The sequence below is a fragment of the Oerskovia flava genome (assembly GCF_026163685.1).
Taxonomy (GTDB): domain Bacteria; phylum Actinomycetota; class Actinomycetes; order Actinomycetales; family Cellulomonadaceae; genus Oerskovia_A; species Oerskovia_A flava.
In genome coordinates this window covers 724,505-740,367 of record NZ_JAOXSR010000001.1, presented here as the reverse complement: position 1 = coordinate 740,367, position 15,863 = coordinate 724,505, and the positions used below count along the sequence as shown (strand labels likewise).

General features: G+C 74.9%; 16 protein-coding genes and 1 riboswitch. Of the genes, 11 read left to right on the top strand and 5 right to left on the bottom strand.

Annotated elements, in window-relative coordinates; genetic code table 11:
* Positions 1 to 20: 20 nt before the first annotated feature.
* Genes OHL10_RS03280 through OHL10_RS03260 form a run of 5 tightly spaced genes read left to right on the top strand, consistent with a single transcriptional unit; the run spans position 21 to position 4,479 of the window.
* A complete protein-coding gene (locus tag OHL10_RS03280; RefSeq protein WP_265521010.1) occupies positions 21 to 779 on the top strand; it encodes an ABC transporter ATP-binding protein in 759 nt (252 codons plus the stop codon).
* The gene (locus OHL10_RS03275; RefSeq protein ID WP_265520714.1) at positions 769 to 1,755 is read left to right on the top strand and encodes an ABC transporter permease; all 987 of its coding nucleotides are present in this window, start codon (positions 769 to 771) and stop codon (positions 1,753 to 1,755) included. Before OHL10_RS03280 ends, OHL10_RS03275 begins: the two co-directional genes overlap by 11 nt.
* 5 nt (positions 1,756 to 1,760) lie before the next feature.
* Positions 1,761 to 3,038 carry a uroporphyrinogen-III C-methyltransferase gene (gene cobA, locus OHL10_RS03270; protein WP_265520713.1) on the top strand — a complete coding sequence of 426 codons (1,278 nt, stop codon included), beginning with the start codon at positions 1,761 to 1,763 and terminating at the stop codon, positions 3,036 to 3,038.
* Between the two features lie 35 nt (positions 3,039 to 3,073).
* On the top strand, positions 3,074 to 3,613 hold the full coding sequence (locus OHL10_RS03265; RefSeq protein ID WP_265520712.1) for an ArsR/SmtB family transcription factor: 540 nt from the start codon (positions 3,074 to 3,076) through the stop codon (positions 3,611 to 3,613).
* Complete coding sequence (locus tag OHL10_RS03260; RefSeq protein ID WP_265520711.1) at positions 3,610 to 4,479, top strand: M23 family metallopeptidase; 870 nt, start codon at positions 3,610 to 3,612, stop codon at positions 4,477 to 4,479. Before OHL10_RS03265 ends, OHL10_RS03260 begins: the two co-directional genes overlap by 4 nt.
* A 10-nt stretch (positions 4,480 to 4,489) precedes the next feature.
* On the opposite strand, the gene OHL10_RS03255 is transcribed toward OHL10_RS03260, so the two are convergent.
* Together OHL10_RS03255 and OHL10_RS03250 are read right to left on the bottom strand one after the other, a co-directional pair.
* Entirely contained in the window at positions 4,490 to 5,161 is a 672-nt protein-coding gene (locus OHL10_RS03255) for a LuxR C-terminal-related transcriptional regulator (RefSeq protein ID WP_425498952.1), read from the bottom strand.
* 44 nt (positions 5,162 to 5,205) lie between these two features.
* Positions 5,206 to 6,606 (bottom strand): ATP-binding protein, encoded by a 1,401-nt coding sequence (locus tag OHL10_RS03250; protein WP_265520710.1) that lies wholly within the window; start codon positions 6,604 to 6,606, stop codon positions 5,206 to 5,208.
* Positions 6,607 to 6,742: 136 nt separating this feature from the next.
* On the opposite strand from OHL10_RS03250, the gene OHL10_RS03245 reads away from it, so the two are divergent.
* Entirely contained in the window at positions 6,743 to 8,344 is a 1,602-nt protein-coding gene (locus OHL10_RS03245; protein WP_265520709.1) for a PspC domain-containing protein, read from the top strand.
* On the top strand, positions 8,341 to 8,760 hold the full coding sequence (locus OHL10_RS03240; protein ID WP_265520708.1) for a hypothetical protein: 420 nt from the start codon (positions 8,341 to 8,343) through the stop codon (positions 8,758 to 8,760). Before OHL10_RS03245 ends, OHL10_RS03240 begins: the two co-directional genes overlap by 4 nt.
* Here the strand turns inward: OHL10_RS03240 and OHL10_RS18615 are convergent, their stop codons facing one another.
* A complete protein-coding gene (locus tag OHL10_RS18615) occupies positions 8,761 to 9,621 on the bottom strand; it encodes a hypothetical protein (protein WP_322645514.1) in 861 nt (286 codons plus the stop codon).
* A 220-nt stretch (positions 9,622 to 9,841) separates the two neighbouring features.
* On the opposite strand from OHL10_RS18615, the gene OHL10_RS03230 reads away from it, so the two are divergent.
* The gene (locus tag OHL10_RS03230) at positions 9,842 to 11,005 is read left to right on the top strand and encodes a glycosyltransferase family 4 protein (RefSeq protein ID WP_265520707.1); all 1,164 of its coding nucleotides are present in this window, start codon (positions 9,842 to 9,844) and stop codon (positions 11,003 to 11,005) included.
* Between the two features lie 4 nt (positions 11,006 to 11,009).
* On the opposite strand, the gene guaA is transcribed toward OHL10_RS03230, so the two are convergent.
* Entirely contained in the window at positions 11,010 to 12,617 is a 1,608-nt protein-coding gene (gene guaA / locus OHL10_RS03225; RefSeq protein WP_265520706.1) for a glutamine-hydrolyzing GMP synthase, read from the bottom strand.
* A 31-nt stretch (positions 12,618 to 12,648) separates the two neighbouring features.
* The gene (thiE, locus tag OHL10_RS03220) at positions 12,649 to 13,305 is read right to left on the bottom strand and encodes a thiamine phosphate synthase (RefSeq protein ID WP_265520705.1); all 657 of its coding nucleotides are present in this window, start codon (positions 13,303 to 13,305) and stop codon (positions 12,649 to 12,651) included.
* 34 nt (positions 13,306 to 13,339) lie between these two features.
* A riboswitch (TPP riboswitch) is annotated at positions 13,340 to 13,444 on the top strand.
* Between thiE and thiO the strand changes: the two genes are divergently transcribed.
* From thiO to OHL10_RS03205, 3 genes are all read left to right on the top strand, one after another.
* On the top strand, positions 13,434 to 14,738 hold the full coding sequence (gene thiO / locus OHL10_RS03215; RefSeq protein WP_265520704.1) for a glycine oxidase ThiO: 1,305 nt from the start codon (positions 13,434 to 13,436) through the stop codon (positions 14,736 to 14,738). It overlaps the preceding riboswitch by 11 nt.
* Positions 14,731 to 14,961: a sulfur carrier protein ThiS gene (gene thiS / locus OHL10_RS03210; protein ID WP_265520703.1), complete on the top strand. Its 231-nt coding sequence runs from the start codon at positions 14,731 to 14,733 to the stop codon at positions 14,959 to 14,961. The genes thiO and thiS overlap by 8 nt, the downstream gene beginning before the upstream one ends.
* A gap of 98 nt (positions 14,962 to 15,059) precedes the next feature.
* On the top strand, positions 15,060 to 15,863 hold the full coding sequence (locus OHL10_RS03205; RefSeq protein ID WP_425498950.1) for a thiazole synthase: 804 nt from the start codon (positions 15,060 to 15,062) through the stop codon (positions 15,861 to 15,863).

Here is a 15,863-nt window from a genome sequence, read left to right as displayed (position 1 = left end):
GCGTCGCGACCCCGGGCATCATGGAGTCCGGCGCCGTGGAGTCCGGCGGCGTGCGGCTGCGCGGCATCACGCAGCGGTTCGCCCCAGCGGGCGCACCCGTCCTCGACGGGATCGACCTCGACATCGCGCCCGGTGAGTTCGTGTGCCTGCTCGGCGCGTCGGGCTGCGGCAAGTCGACGCTGCTCAACATCGTCGCGGGACTGCAGGACCCGACCGCGGGCGAGGTGGTGGTCGGCGGGTCCGGCTCGGCGCTGATGTTCCAGGAGCCGGCTCTCTTCCCCTGGCTCACCGCGTCGCGCAACGTCGAGCTCGCGCTCAAGCTGCGCGGGGTGCCCCGCGGCGAGCGCCGCGGGCGAGCGGCCGAGCTGCTGCACCTCGTGCGTCTCGACGGCGCCGCGGACAAGCGCCCGCACGAGCTCTCGGGCGGGATGCGCCAGCGTGTGGCCCTCGCCCGGTCCCTCGCCCAGGAGCGCGACGTGCTGCTCATGGACGAGCCGTTCGCGGCGCTCGACGCGATCACCCGCGACCTCCTGCACGACGAGCTCGAGCGGATCTGGAAGCAGACCGGCCGCACCGTCGTGTTCATCACGCACAACGTGCGCGAGGCCGTGCGGCTCGGGCAGCGTGTGCTGCTCATGTCGTCGCGGCCGGGTCGCATCGCCCGCGAGTGGCGGGTCGACGTGACGGGCGAGCGCCGTATCGAGGCGCCCGACGTGTCGCGGCTCGCGATCGAGATCACGAACGACCTGCGCGAGGAGATCCGCCGCCATGCCCACTGATTCCCCGACCCGCGCGCGGGAGACGTCGACGGCGGCCGGCGCGAGCACCGACACCGACACCATCAGCGACCTCGAGGCCGGTCTCGACGCGCTGCAGACCGTGTCCGGCTCGACCCGCAGCCGGGGCCGTGCCGTCCTCGCCGCCGCCTACCCGCCGCTGCTCGCGGTGGTGATCCTGCTCGCCGTCTGGCAGGTTGTCGTCTGGCTCGAGATCCGTCCCGTGTACGTCATCCCCGGGCCTGCGGAGGTCGGCGAGGCGATCGCCCGCGCCGCCGCCAGCGGGGCGCTGTGGGAGGCGCTCGCCACGAGCCTGTCGCGGGGAGTCCTCGGCTTCCTCGCCGCGGTCGCGATCGGCACGCCTCTCGGGATCGTCGTGGCGCGCGTGCGCTGGGTCCGCGTGACGTTCGGGCCGATCATCACGGGGCTCCAGGTCCTGCCGTCGGTCGCCTGGGTCCCCGCCGGGATCATCTGGTTCGGGCTGTCGGACGCGACCGTCTACTTCGTCATCCTCATGGGCGCCGTGCCGTCGATCATCAACGGCATCGTCGCGGGCGTCGACCAGGTGCCGCCGCTGTACCGCCGGGTCGGGCACGTCCTCGGCGCCGGGCGCATCACCATGGTCAAGGACGTCATCCTGCCCGCCTCGCTCCCCGGCTACCTCGCGGGCCTCAAGCAGGGCTGGGCGTTCTCGTGGCGCTCCCTCATGGCCGCGGAGATCATCGCGGTGGGCGGGTCCATCGGGTTCGGCCTCGGCGCGTTCCTGCAGCAGGGCCGCGAGCTGTCCGACATGGCGATCGTCTTCGTCGCGATCCTGCTGATCCTGGTCGTCGGCATCGCGATCGAGCTGCTGTTCTTCTCCCCCGTCGAGAAGGCCATGCTGCGCCGGCGCGGCCTCGCGGCCGACCCCGCCCCCGCGAACAGGTCCTCCTGGCTCAGCCGCCGCCGAACCGCCGCCACGATCCGGTCGGGAGGCTGAGCACCGTGGACGAGCAGAACCCCACCCTCTACCCGCTGGGCCTGCGCCTCGCCGGCCGCCGCACCGTCGTCGTCGGTGGCGGCCCGGTCGCGGCGCGCCGTACAGGCGGCCTGCTCGCGGCGGGCGCGCACGTGACCGTCGTCGCGCCGTTCGTCTGCGAGGACCTCGCCGAGCACGTCGCGCAGGGCGCCGTGACCTGGGTCCGGCGCGAGTACCTCACGGGCGACCTGGACGGCGCCTGGGTCGTGCACACCGCGACGGGCGACCGCGCTGTCGACGCGCTCGTCGCGCAGGACGCCGAGGCCGACCGCATCCTCTGCGTCACGGCGGGCGACGCGGCGGCGGGGACCGCCTGGGTGCCCGCGGTCGCCCGCACCACGCTCGCGGGCGAGACCGACGGTGACGGGTCTCCGGCCGAGGTCGTGGTGGCCGTCAACGCCGGCCGCGACCCGCGGCGGGCCCAGCGGGTGCGCGACGCGGTCGCGGCAGCGCTGGCCGCGGGCGATCTCCCGCTGCGCCGTGTGCGTCCGGCCGGTCCGCAGCCCGACGCGGACGTGCGCCCGCTCGGCCGGGTCGCGCTCGTGGGCGGCGGACCGGGACACCTGGGCCTCATCACCGCGCGCGGACGCCGCCTGCTCGCCGAGGCGGACGTCGTCGTCGTGGACCGGCTCGGCCCCCGGGGTCTGCTGGCCGAGCTCGGCGACGACGTCGTCGTCGTGGACGTCGGCAAGACGCCCGGGCACCACCCCGTGCCGCAGGACGAGATCAACGCGATCCTCGTGCACCACGCGCTCGCCGGACGCTCCGTCGTGCGGCTCAAGGGCGGCGACCCCTACGTGTTCGGCCGCGGCGGCGAGGAGCTGGCCGCGTGCGAGGAGCACCGGATCCCCGTCGAGGTCGTGCCGGGCGTGACGTCGGCGGTGTCCGTGCCCGCGGCGGTCGGCATCCCCGTGACGCACCGTGGTGTCTCGCGCGGCTTCACCGTCCTCACCGGGCACGAGGACGTCGGCACGGTGCCGGCGGCCCCGGACCACACGGTCGTCCTGCTCATGGGCGTGTCCCGCCTCGCGGAGACCGCCGCCGCGCTCGTGGCGGCCGGACGGTCGCCCGCCACACCCGTCGCGGTCGTCGAGGACGGCTACGGCCCGCGCCAGCGCGCGACGGTCGGGACCCTCGCGACGATCGCCGACCGCGCCCGGGAGGCAGGGGTCCGGCCGCCGGCCGTGACCGTCGTCGGCGACGTCGTGCGCCTCTCCCCCGCCTGGGCGGCGCACACCGGCTGAGTCGACGGATTCCGTAATTCCATTATTCTGGATTCATGGATGAGCTCACGCAGCGACTGAGCGTGCTCGAGGAGCGGGTCGCCCGCCTCGAGCAGGAGGCCCGGGACACCGCCGCACACGACGCCGCCGACCCGTCACCGGCGTCGCCGCACCCACCGCCGGACGACACCTTCTGGGCCCTCGAGGGCCTGCAGGCCCGGACCGGGCGCCCCGACGGCACGGGTGCGGTGATGATCGTCGGCGACGTGACCCTGCCGGGTGGCCAGGGCGCCCGGTGGCAGTACGGTCTCGGGACCGACGACGTCCTCGCGCTCGCGTGGGACGACGCCGCCGACGTCTTCGCGGCCCTCGGCCACCCCGTCCGGCTCGCGCTGCTGCGGGCCGTCGCGGACGCCCCGCGCGCCGCGCGCGAGCTCGCCGAGGAGGTCGGCGCGGGCTCGACCGGCCAGGTCTACCACCACCTCAAGCAGCTCCAGGCGGCGGGATGGCTCCGCACCCGGCCGGGCGGCGTCTTCGTCATCCCGCCCGAGCGCCTCGTGCCCCTGCTCACGACGATCCTCGGAGGACTGCGATGACCACGACGACCGCCCGCACCGCCCCCGTCGCGTCGTTGCGCCGCGGCGTCGCCGGCCTCATGCCCCTGTGGTTCTGGCTCTTCGTCCTCGCCGTGGTCGGCGCCGTCGTGGTCGAGGCCCCCTCGGCCACGGGCATGGTCCTGCCCGCGCTGTTCCTCGCGCTCGCGTTCGTCCGCCCGCCCCGGACGGACCACGACCCCGTCGGCGTGGCGAGCCCGGTCCGCGGCCGGTGGACCGCGATCAACAGTCCCGCCGACGCGGTCCCCAGCCACGGGATCCGGGCGTACGGACAGACGTACGCGATCGACGTCCTGCACCCCAGCCCGGCCGGCGCCGCCACGACCCTCGGCTGGACGGGCGGCTCCCGCCGGCCCGAGACGTTCTCCTCGTTCGGCGAACCGGTGCACGCCGTCGCCGACGGCACGGTCGTCACCGCCTCCTCGTGGCGGCGTGACCACCGCGCCCGCACCTCGTGGCCCGCGATCGTCTACCTGCTGACCGTCGAGTCGTTCCGCGACCTCGTCGGGCCGGGCGGCGTCGTCGGGAACCACGTCGTCCTCGACCACGGCGACGGGGTGTTCAGCCTGTACGCGCACCTGCGGCGGGGCAGCGCGCGCGTCGCCGTGGGCGACGCGGTCCGCGCCGGCGACGTGCTCGGCGAGGTGGGGAACTCCGGCAACACCTCCGAGCCGCACCTGCACGTCCAGCTCATGGACCGCGCCCGACCCCTCCGAGCGGCGGGCATCCCCTTCCGGTGGGAGGACGCGACGATCCTCGACGACACCGACCCCACGCGCGCGCGGGGTGCCGTCCCCACCGACGTGGTCGAGGGCCTGCCCGCGGCAGGTCAGGTCTTCGAGGCCTGAGCCGCGCGCGCTACAGCAGGCGGCGGGCAGCCGCCCAGCGCGTGAGCTCGTGCCGGGACGACAGCTGCAGCTTGCGCAGCACCGCCGACACGTGGGTCTCGACCGTCTTGATGGAGATGAACAGCTCCGAGGCGACCTCGCGGTAGCTGTACCCGCGGGCGATGAGGCGCATGACCTCCTGCTCACGGGCCGAGAGCCGGTCGAGCTCGTCGTCGCGCACCGCGACGTCCGCAGCACCGGTTCCGAACGCGTCGAGGACGAAGCCCGCGAGACGAGGGCTGAACACCGCGTCGCCGCCCGCGACCTGCACGACGGCGGCCGACAGGTCCGGCCCCGAGATCGCCTTGGTCACGTACCCCCGGGCGCCGGCACGGATCACCGCGACGACGTCCTCCGCGGCGTCGGACACCGACAGCGCGAGGAACCGCGTCGTGGCCAGCAGGTCCGTGCAGCGCGAGATGACCTCCGCGCCACCGCCCCCGTCGCCGCCGGGCAGGTGGACGTCCAGCAGCACCACGGGCGGTCGGAGCCGGCGGACCTGCGCCACCGCCGAGTCGACGTCGGCCGCCTCGCCGACGACGTCGACCCGCTCGTCGAGGCTTGCCTTGACCCCCGTGCGGAACATGTGGTGGTCGTCGACGAGGACGACGGCGACCGGACCACCGGTCACTGCACCGGTCACTGCACCGGACGGCTGTCCCGCGGGGACGGGGTCGGGGGTCGTGGTCACGCGTGCTCCTGGTCGGGTCGGGTCGCGGTCCGGGCTCCTGCGCGGGCGGCGGGCGGCCAGGAACCGGTCGGCCGGGCGCCGTGGTCCCCATCCTGCCCGTTCGCGGCGCGCGGCACACGCAGGCGCACCTCGGTGCCCCACCCGGCGCGGCTCTCCACGGTCGCCTCACCGCCCCGACGGGTGATCCGACCGAGGATCGACTCGCGGACGCCGAACCGGTCGGGTGCGATCTCGTCCATCGCGAAGCCGTCCCCCCGGTCCCGGACGAAGACCTGCACCGCGTCGTCGGAGACTTCGAGATAGAGGGAGACGGGCGGCCGCCCGTGGACGACGGCGTTGACGAGCGCCTCGCGCGTCGCCTGCAGCAAGGCCGTGGTCTCCTCGGTCGGCACGCAGTCACCGACGACGACGGTGTCGATCACCACCGCCCCGACGCCCGCGGTGCTCTCACCGTTCCCGTTGCGGCGCAGCGCGATGCCGTCCTCCACCTCGCCGACCAGGCCGCGCAGCTCCGCGGCGAGCGACGTACCAGGAGACGGCCTGTCGTTGTACAACCACTCGCGCAGCTCGCGTTCCTGCGCGCGAGCGAGGCGCGCCACGGTGTCCGGGTGATCGGCGTGCGACCGGATGAGGGCAAGCGTCTGCAGGACGGAGTCGTGCAGGTGCGCCGCGATGTCTGCCCGCTCCGCCTCCCGGGCGCGCGCCGCGCGCTCGTTCCCCAGCTCGCGCACGAGACGCAGCCACCACGGCGCCAGGACGATCGCCGCGCCCGCGAGCACCGCGAGCGCGGCCACCGTCGCCCGCACCATCGACGACATCGGGGCGTCCTGGCCGACGAGGAGCAGCACCCCGACAAGGACGAGGAAGATCCCGCCCACCAGCCGGAGCACACCGCCGGGGGTGCGTCCGCCCGCCCGCGAGAGCCAGCGTCCGCGCTCCGCGGCGTCGAGCTGGCTCCACGCCAGAGCCGTGCCCGCGAGGGCGAGGAGCACCGGTATCACCCACGACACCTCGACGTCGACCCCGGCCCGCGACGCGACCAGGAGGGCCGCGCCGCTCAGCAGCACGACACCCACCGCGACGTCCCGCACGGGGATCCGCGCCGCGCCGTTCTCGAGGCGCGGGGCGAGGCGCCGCAGCGCCACGGGCCGGGCGTCGTCGGCCGCCCGGAGGGGGTCGCCCGTCGGCACCGTCACCCAGAAGAAGACGTAGAGGGCGACGCCCGCTCCCCCGGCGAGGCCGAGCCCGGCAAAGATGAGCCGCACGATCCGCACGGGCAGGCCGAGGTGCGCGGCCAGGCCTTGGCAGACCCCGCCGACCCAGCGTCCGTCCTCGGGACGGCGCAGCGGAAGGCGCGGTGGGGCCGTGGGCCCGGGGGCCGGCGAGGTCGAGGTCACGCTCCGATCGTCACACGACGAGAGCCTCCGGGTGCACCCCGACCCCGGAATTCAGGGTCGCGGGCGTGCAGGTTCAGGGTCCGCTCAGGGGTGGTCCCGGATACCGCCGCGCCCGGCCGAGGGCCAGCATGGACGTATGAGCACCGAGAACCAGCCGCCGCTCGGGTCGGGCGGCGCCACCGACGACACCACCGGTACGGCCCACGGGCCTGACCGCCCCGACCCCATGCGGTCCCACGACCATGCAGGGCCGACCGGGCCGACAGGACCGGCCGGCCCGAACCCGACGGGAGGCAACCAGGGCTGGCACGGTGAGCAGAAGCCGCCGTTCCAGGTACGCCTCGACGGAGCCGACGGCTTCTTCGACCGGATTCGCCGTGCCGGGATCAGCCGGTCGGACGACCGCTGGGTCGGCGGCGTCGCGGCAGGGGTCGCCGACAGGTTCGGGATCGACCCGCTCCTCGTGCGCGGGCTGCTCTTCGTCTCGCTGTTCGTCTCGGGAGCGGGCATCGTGCTGTACGGGCTGGCCTGGGCGTTGCTGCCCGAGCGCCGCGACGGCAGGATCCACCTCCAGGAGGCGTTCCGCGGCAACTTCGACGTCGCGATGCTGGGTGCGATCGCCGTGTTCATCGTCGGGCTCAACTGGGGCTTCGGCTGGTTCTCCTGGTGGAACCGGCTCGGACTCGGATGGCTCAACGGCCTCTTCTGGCTCGCCGCCGTCGCGACCGTCGCCGTCGTCGCGATCACGCTCGTGTCGCAGCGCAGCAGCACCTCGTCGTCGTCGGGCAACCGTCCGCACCCGTCCGGTGGCCCGGCCGCCCCGCCGGCGCAGCCCGCTCCGCTCGCGTCGCCCCCGCCCTACGGCTGGTCCGCCGCGACCGGCCCGGCGACCTACCCGCCGACCGCCCCCGTGGGAGGGGCCGACGACGCACCGGCCGACGCTCCGCCCCCGGCCTCGTCCCAGCAGTGGTCACCGCAGTCGTCACAGCAGTGGTCACCGCAGTCGTCACAGCCGTGGGCGCAGCGAGGGGCGACACCGCCGCCCACCCCGCCCACGAAGCCTGCGGCTCCGAACACTCCCGGCCCTGGCGCGACGACCGTCGGGATCGTGCTCGGCCTGAGCTTCCTCACCGCCGCCGTCCTCCTGCTCCTGGACCGTCAGGGTCTCGTCGGCTCGTCCGTGGCCCTCACCTGGATCGGCGCCAGCGTCGTGCTCGCCGGGCTCGGCATCGTGCTGGCGGGCTTCCGAGGACGCACGGGCGGCGCTCTGACCGCGCTCGCGGTTCTGGTGATCATCTTCGTCGCCGCACCGCTCGCCGTCTGGCGTGCCGTCCCCACGATCGACGGACCGACCCGTTGGGTCAGCGAGGGCACCTACACCGTCCGGACCGTGGCCGAGGCGGAGCGGGGCTACTCGGTGAACTTCGGTGATCCCGTGGTCGACCTCACCGAGCTCGACCTGAGCACGGTGCCCGACGACGAGACGGTCACCGTGCCGATCCACCTCGCCGCGGGCGACGTGACGGTGATCGTGCCCGCCGACACCGCGGTGGAGGCACAGGTGCGGGTCTTCGCCGGGGAGGCTCACTGGTTCGTCGACCGGGACGAGACCGCCAGCGGCGTGAGCACCCGTCCCTCCACGTTCACCAGCGACGAGGTCGACGCCGGACAGACGCCCGCGCTGCGGCTCGAGATCGAGGCGGGCGCCGGCCAGGTCACCATCACGGAGGAATCATGAGCGACAACCATCCCACCGTCCCCCTGCCCACCGAGGGCGGCAGAGCGCAGGACGACACACCCGACCAGCCGACCTTGGCGATCGAGACCCCGGCGACCTACGCGGCGCCGGCGGCCTCCGAGACCGGTCTTCCCGACAAGACGGTGGCCGACGACGAACCGGTGGGCACTGACACGTCCACCGGGGACGACGGGGCCACGGCCCACACCGCGACGAAGGCGCCGTCCACGCTGCGGGTCGGCACGGTCGTCTGGGGCTTCGTCGTCGTGGCGATCGGGATCGGGGTCCTCGCGATCTCGTTCGGCGCGCAGATCGACGTCGAGCTCGCGGCGATCTCGCTGCTCGGGCTCGCGGGAGTGTCTCTGCTCGTCGGAGCGGTCGTCGCCGGAGCCCGCAGGAACCGGCGACGACCTTGATCAGCGGGCGGGGGGCGCCGGCCGGTCCGGAGGCGCCGCCCCGTCGTCCGGTGCAGCGGGTGCCGCGCCCGGGTCGTCCGGGTGAGCCGTCGGGGCCTCGCCCACACCTGCCGCACGGGCATCGGCAGCCGGTGTCGTGCCCGGCGCGGCCGGCGCCCCGGGTGCCGTGGGGGTCGTGCCGCGGACGTCCGTCGAACCCGGCGAGGTGGACGCCGCTCCCGGGGAGGTCGGCGACGTGCTGTCCGCAGCCCCGGAGGCAGGAGCACCGGCCGCGGCAGCAGCGGGGACGGCGGGGGTGGCACGTGCGGCAGGGACGGACGGGCCCGCCGGTCGTGCCGGCGGCGCGGCGTGCGCGGGCGACCGGTGCCGGGAGGCGTCGGACAGGTCGCCCGAGGACGTGAGGTCGTCCGACGTGCCGATCTCCACGGACGGCCCGCCCGCGAGCGTCCGCAGCGCGATGCCGACGAGGAGGAAGAGGAGGCCGAGCCCCATCACGAGCGCGCTGACGCCGAACGCGACGACCGAGGTGAAGAGCGAGGCACGCAGGAACGAGGCGTTCATCACGGTCGCCCGCCGCTCGTCGTCCTGCGGGAGCTCGGCGTACGTCTGACCGCCGGTCGCCTCCAGCGCGTGCTCGTTGATGATCTCCGCCTGGGCGTACGCGGTGAGCGGGCCGTTGACGTGCCGGCCCGCCATGAAGGAGGCGTCCTCCGACACCGTGATGTTCTCGGCGGAGAGCTGCGTGGCGACGACGACCCAGGTGGCCGCGCCGGCGAGAATCATGACGATCCCGGCGATGACGGCGAAGAGACCAATGCCTCGTGCCCCCTTGGCCGGTCTGACAGTGACGGTGCTCGACATGGTGTGCCTTCCCCTCGACGGACTACCCCGGTCGACGCGTCCGGCGACCACCGGACGGCACGGTCCGCCGTCTGGCCCGGCACGCAGTCGTACCAACCATGTCCTCACGGTAGCGACAACGGGCACCGCACGCCCTCGCGGCACACCGTGTCGGTCACGCCCGCCACGCCATGCCGTCCAGGGTGAGGCCCCGCCCGGCCGAGGGTGGGAGAATCCAGCCGTGCGCATCACCCACATCACCGACAGCTACCTGCCCTCCCTCGGCGGCATCGAGGTCCAGGTCAGCGGTCTCGCCCAGCGACAGGCCGCGGCGGGCCACGAGGTCCACGTCATCACGTCCACCCCTGCCGCCCGGGGCGACCACGGACTGAGCGTCGAGCACGAGGGTCCCGTGACGGTGCACCGGCTCGCCGCGCGCGTGCCGGGTGACCTGCCCCTGCACCCTCGGCCCGCGCACCACGTCCGGAACCTGCTCGCGGACACCAAGCCCGACGTCGTCCACCTGCACACCGGGGTCCTGGCCCCGACCACGCAGGCGTCGTTCCGGCCCGTCGTGCGTGCCGGGATCCCTGCCGTGTTCACGCTGCACAGCGTGCTCAGCCACTACGCCGCGGCCCACGCCCTGCTCGACCGCCTCGTCGGCTGGACGCGCTGGCCGATCCTGCTGACCGCCGTGAGCGAGCTCGCGGCGACACCGCTGCGACGCATCGCGCGCGACCGTGTGCCCGTCCTCGTCCTGCACAACGGTGTCGACCTCGACGCGTGGCGCGTACCGCGCACCGAGCGCGCCGATCGCGCGGAGGGGACCGCGGTGCACGCCGTCGCCGCGACCCGGTTCAACCCGCGCAAGCGCGTCCTGCCGCTGCTCGAGGCCGTGCGCGACGCCGGCGAGCGGGTCGACGCGCGCGCCCTGCACGTGACGATCGCCGGCGAGGGTCCGGAGCTCGACGACGCCCGCCGTTTCGTGGCGCGCCACGGCATCCGCGACCGGGTCTCGCTGCCGGGGCGCCTGAGCCCGGTCGAGCTCAAGCGGCTCTACGCCCGGTCCGACGTCTACCTCGCCCCCGGGGTCAAGGACGCCTTCAGCGTCGCCGTCCAGGAGGCGCAGGCGGCCGGGCTCGCCATCCTCTGCCGCTCGCAGTCGGGCGCCGCCGAGTGCCTCGAGCACGGTGTCAACGGCCTGCTGGCCGACGACGACGCCGCCCTGTCCGACGAGCTGGTGCGGCTCGCGACCGAGGACGGGCTGCTCGACTCGATCGTCGCGCACAACCGCAGCACACCGCCGGCCACGACGTGGCCGACGGTGCTCGCCGACACCATGGCGGCCTACGAGCGCGCGGTCGCCGCCCGCGACGAGTTCGACGCCCGCCGCGTCCGCGCCTGAGGGATCACTCCCACTCGATGGTGCCCGGCGGCTTGCTCGTCACGTCGAGCACGACCCGGTTGACCTCGGCGACCTCGTTGGTGATCCGCGTCGAGATGACGGAGAGCACGTCGTAGGGCAGTCGCGTCCAGTCGGCCGTCATGGCGTCCTCGGACGACACGGGCCGCAGCACGATCGGGTGGCCATAGGTGCGACCGTCGCCCTGGACCCCGACCGAGCGGACGTCGGCGAGCAGCACGACGGGGCACTGCCAGATCTCGCGGTCGAGCCCGGCCTTGGTCAGCTCCTCGCGCGCGATCGCGTCGGCGGCGCGCAGCGTCTCGAGGCGTTCGCCCGTGACCTCGCCGACGATGCGGATGCCGAGGCCCGGCCCGGGGAACGGCTGGCGCCAGACGATCTCCTCCGGCACCCCGAGCTCGAGACCGACCGCGCGGACCTCGTCCTTGAACAGCGTCCGCAGCGGCTCCACGAGCGAGAACTGCAGGTCGTCGGGCAGCCCGCCGACGTTGTGGTGGCTCTTGATGTTCGCCGCGCCCTCGCCCCCACCTGACTCCACGACGTCGGGGTAGAGCGTGCCCTGCACGAGGAACTTCACCTCTTCCCCGTGCTCACCCGCCTCGGCGACGACGTCGCGCGCGGCATCCTCGAACACGCGGATGAACTCACGCCCGATGATCTTGCGCTTCGTCTCGGGGTCGGAGTGCCCGGCGAGCGCGTGCAGGAACCGCTGCCGCTCGTCGCGCACGACCAGCCGCACGCCGGTCGCCGCGACGAAGTCGCGCTCGACCTGCTCGGCCTCGCCCGCGCGCAGCAGACCGTGGTCGACGAACACGCAGGTCAGCTGGTCGCCGACCGCCTTCTGCACGAGCGCCGCGGCGACCGAGGAATCCACCCCGCCCGACAGCCCGCAGACCACGCGCGCGTCACCGACCTGTGCGCGGATCGCCGCGACCTGGTCCGCGATGACGTTGCCGGGGGTCCAGTCGGGGGCCAGCCCCGCGCCGTCGTACAGGAAGTGCTCGAGCACGGTCTGACCGTGCGCGGAGTGCTTGACCTCGGGGTGCCACTGGACGCCGTAGAGGCGCCGGCCGGTGTCCTCGAACGCGGCGACGGGCGAGCCCGACGACGTCGCGAGCACCTCGAAGCCCTCGGGGGCGGCGTGCACGGCGTCGCCGTGGCTCATCCACGTGGTCTGGTGCGTGGGGGTGTCCGCCAGCAGCACACCGGCCGAGCAGACCTCGACCTCGGTGCCGCCGTACTCGCGCAGGCCCGTCTGCGCGACGTCGCCGCCGAGCGCCTTGGCCATGGCCTGGAAGCCGTAGCAGATGCCGAGCACGGGCACGCCCGCGTCGAACAGGGCGGGGTCGACGAACGGTGCACCCGTCGCGTAGACCGACGACGGCCCGCCCGAGAGGATGATCGCCGCCGGGTCCTTCGCGAGCATCTGCTCGACGGAGAACGTGTGCGGCACGATCTCGGAGTACACCTTCGCCTCGCGCACACGGCGCGCGATGAGCTGGGCGTACTGGGCGCCGAAGTCGACGACGAGGACGGGGCGGGGCGTGGGCGGGCCGGTGGTCGCGTCGGTGGTCGCGTCGGGAGCGGAAGTCACGGGACAAGGATAGGTGCCCGACGGCGCCCGGTCAGTCGCGCTCCACCACGCGGTCGCGCAGCGCGCGTGCCGCCCGCTCGGGATCGGCCGCCTGCGTGATAGCGCGGACGACGACGACGCGGCGCGCACCGGCGTCGAGCACCTCGTCGAGCCGCTCGGCGTCGATGCCGCCGATCGCGAACCACGGGGTCCGGGGACGCGTCGCCGCGACCTCGCGCAGCAGCCCGGTCCCGACGGCGGCCCGCCCCGGCTTCGTGGGCGTCGCCCACAGCGGCCCGACGCAGAAGTAGTCGACCGCCGGGTCGGCCTCGGCGGCCGCCGCCTGCGCGGCGGAGTGCGTCGAGCGGCCCAGGACGGGACCGGCACCGAGGAGCGTGCGCACCGCCGGCACCGGCAGGTCGCCCTGCCCCATGTGCACGACGGGTGCACCGAGCAGCTGCGCGACGTCGGCCCGGTCGTTGACCGCCCACAGCGCATTGTGCTCGTCCGCGACCCGGGCGACCAGCTCCTGGAGCTCGAGCTCACGGGCGACGTCCAGCGTCTTGTCCCGCAGCTGCACGACGTCCACCCCGCCCGCGAGCGCCGCGTGCAGGAAACCCTCCAGATCGCCGGTGTCCTCACGGGCGTCGGTGCACAGGTAGAGCCGTGCGTCGGCGAGGCGGTCGCGGGGGCCGGGCGGTGGGGTCATCCGCCGGAGTCTAGCCAGCGGGTCGCATGTAGGGTGAGCGGAGCACGGGAGCCCCAGCACGGGGCTGAGAGGGCGCAGGGCGCCGACCGTCGAACCTGATCTGGGTCATGCCAGCGAAGGGAGCACCCATGGATCCTGGCCTGCCGTCCGCTCCGGACCGGTCGGACGTGCCCGACCCTGCGAGCACCACGCCCGCCACGGGATCGTCCCGCGACGTCGTCGTCGTCGGGGGCGGCATCATCGGGCTGACGGCCGCGTGGCGCGCGCTGCGCGCGGGGCTGTCGGTGACGGTCCTCGACCCGTCGCCCGGGGACGGCGCCACCCACGCCGCCGCCGGGATGCTCGCCCCCGTCACCGAGGCGGACTTCGGTGAGTCGCGCCTGCTGCGGCTGAGCACGGACTCGGCGGCGCTGTGGCCGGCGTTCGCCGCCGAGCTCGAGGCGGCCTCCGGGATCGATGTCGCCCTGCGCGCGTGCGGCACCCTCACCGTCGCCTACGACGCCGACGACCTGGTCGCCGCCCGCCGGGTCCTCGCGCTGCACCACCGGTGGGGGCTGGACTCGACCGAGCTCACGCTCGCCGACGCACGGCGCCGTGAACCCCTGCTGGGCCCACGCCTCTCGGGGGCCCTCTGGGCGCCCGGTGACCACCAGGTCGACCCGCGCGCGACCCACCGTGCGCTGCGGCGGGTGCTCGACGCGGACCCGCGCGCCGCCGTCGTGCCGCGCAGCGTGGTGCGGCTCACCCGGTCCGGCTCCCGCGGACCGGTGACGGGGGCGCTGGACGACGCCGGGACGACGCACCGCGCCGCGACCGTCGTGCTCGCCGCCGGGTGGCGCACGGGCGAGCTCCTGGCTGGCCTCCCCGAGATCGGCGCCCCCACGCGCCCGGTCACGGGCCAGACGCTGCGGCTCGACGCCCCGGACCTCGACCTCGCGCACGTGGTGCGCGGCATCGTGCAGGGGCGCCCGGTGTACGTGGTGCCCCGGCTCGCCGGACCCGACGGGCGCCGCGAGGTCGTCGTCGGAGCAACGAGCGAGGAACGCCCCGACGACCGGCGCGCCACCGCCGGCGGGGTGTTCGCCCTGCTGCGCGACGCCCGCGTCCTGGTCCCCGGCATCGACGAGGCCGCGCTCGTCGACGTCACGCCCCGCGGACGCCCGACCACCCCGGACAACCTGCCGCTCCTCGGCCCGACGGCCGTGCCCGGCCTGGTGCTCGCCACCGGGCACCACCGCAACGGGGTCCTGCTCGCGCCCCTCACCGCCGCCGCGCTCGACGCCCTGCTCGCGGGACGCCCGTTGCCAGCGTCCGTCGCGGCCGTCGACCCCGGCCGCTTCGACCCCGGGCGCACCGACCCCGGGCACACCGACCCGTACGCCACGCCCTCGAGCGACCCTCGCCCGACCTTCGCAGGAGAACCGCATGCCTGAGACCACGTCCGCGCTCGTCAACGGCGAGCCGCACCCGACCGGCGACGGCCGCGACATCGAGTCGATCGTCGCCGCCCTCCTCCCCCGCTTCGTCGCCGACGGCACGCCGCAGGGCGTGGCCGTCGCCGTCAACGACGCCGTCCTGCCCCGTGGGGCGTGGGCGACGACGACGCTCGCGCCGGGCGACCGCGTCGAGGTCGTCACCGCGGTGCAGGGCGGGTGAGCGCGGTGCGCACGGACGGCACGCACGGCGGCCCACCCTCGGAGCCGGACGACGACGCCCTCGTCGTCGCGGGGGTCGCGCTCGGCTCACGCCTGGTCATGGGCACGGGCGGCGCGGCGAACCTCCTCACGCTCGGCGACGCGCTCGTCGCCTCGGGGACGGCCCTGACGACGGTCGCGATGCGCCGCGTCGCCGTGCGCGCCGGCGGGTCGGCGAACGGTGCGACCGACGGTGCTGCCGGAGGGGGTGACGCGAACGTCTGGGACATGCTCGAGCGCCTCGGCATCCGCGCCCTGCCGAACACCGCGGGCTGCTTCTCCGCCCGGGAGGCGGTGCTGACGGCGCACCTCGCGCGCGAGGCGTGCGGCACCGACTGGGTCAAGCTCGAGGTGATCGCCGACGACGTGACGCTGCTGCCCGACCCGATCGGGCTCGTCGAGGCGGCCGAGCAGCTGGTCCGCGACGGGTTCGTCGTCCTGCCCTACACGAACGACGACCCGATCCTCGCGCGCCGCCTCGAGGACGTCGGCTGCGCCGCGGTCATGCCGCTCGGCGCACCCATCGGCTCGGGGCTGGGGATCCTCAACCCGCGCAACATCGCCGCGATCGCGGACGCGGCCCGGGTGCCCGTCATCCTCGACGCCGGGATCGGCACCGCCTCGGAGGCGACGCACGCGATGGAGCTGGGCTGCGACGGCGTCCTCCTCGCGACCGCCGTGACCCGGGCCGAGGACCCGGTACGGATGGCGACGGCGATGCGGCTCGCGGTCAGCGCGGGCTGGCACGCTGCGCTCGCCGGGCGGATCCCCCGCCGCGAGGGCGCACTGGCGAGCTCCCCGCTCGCGGGCAGGGCCGACGTCGGCCAGACCCGTGGCTCGGGAAACCTGGACCTCGCTCTCTGA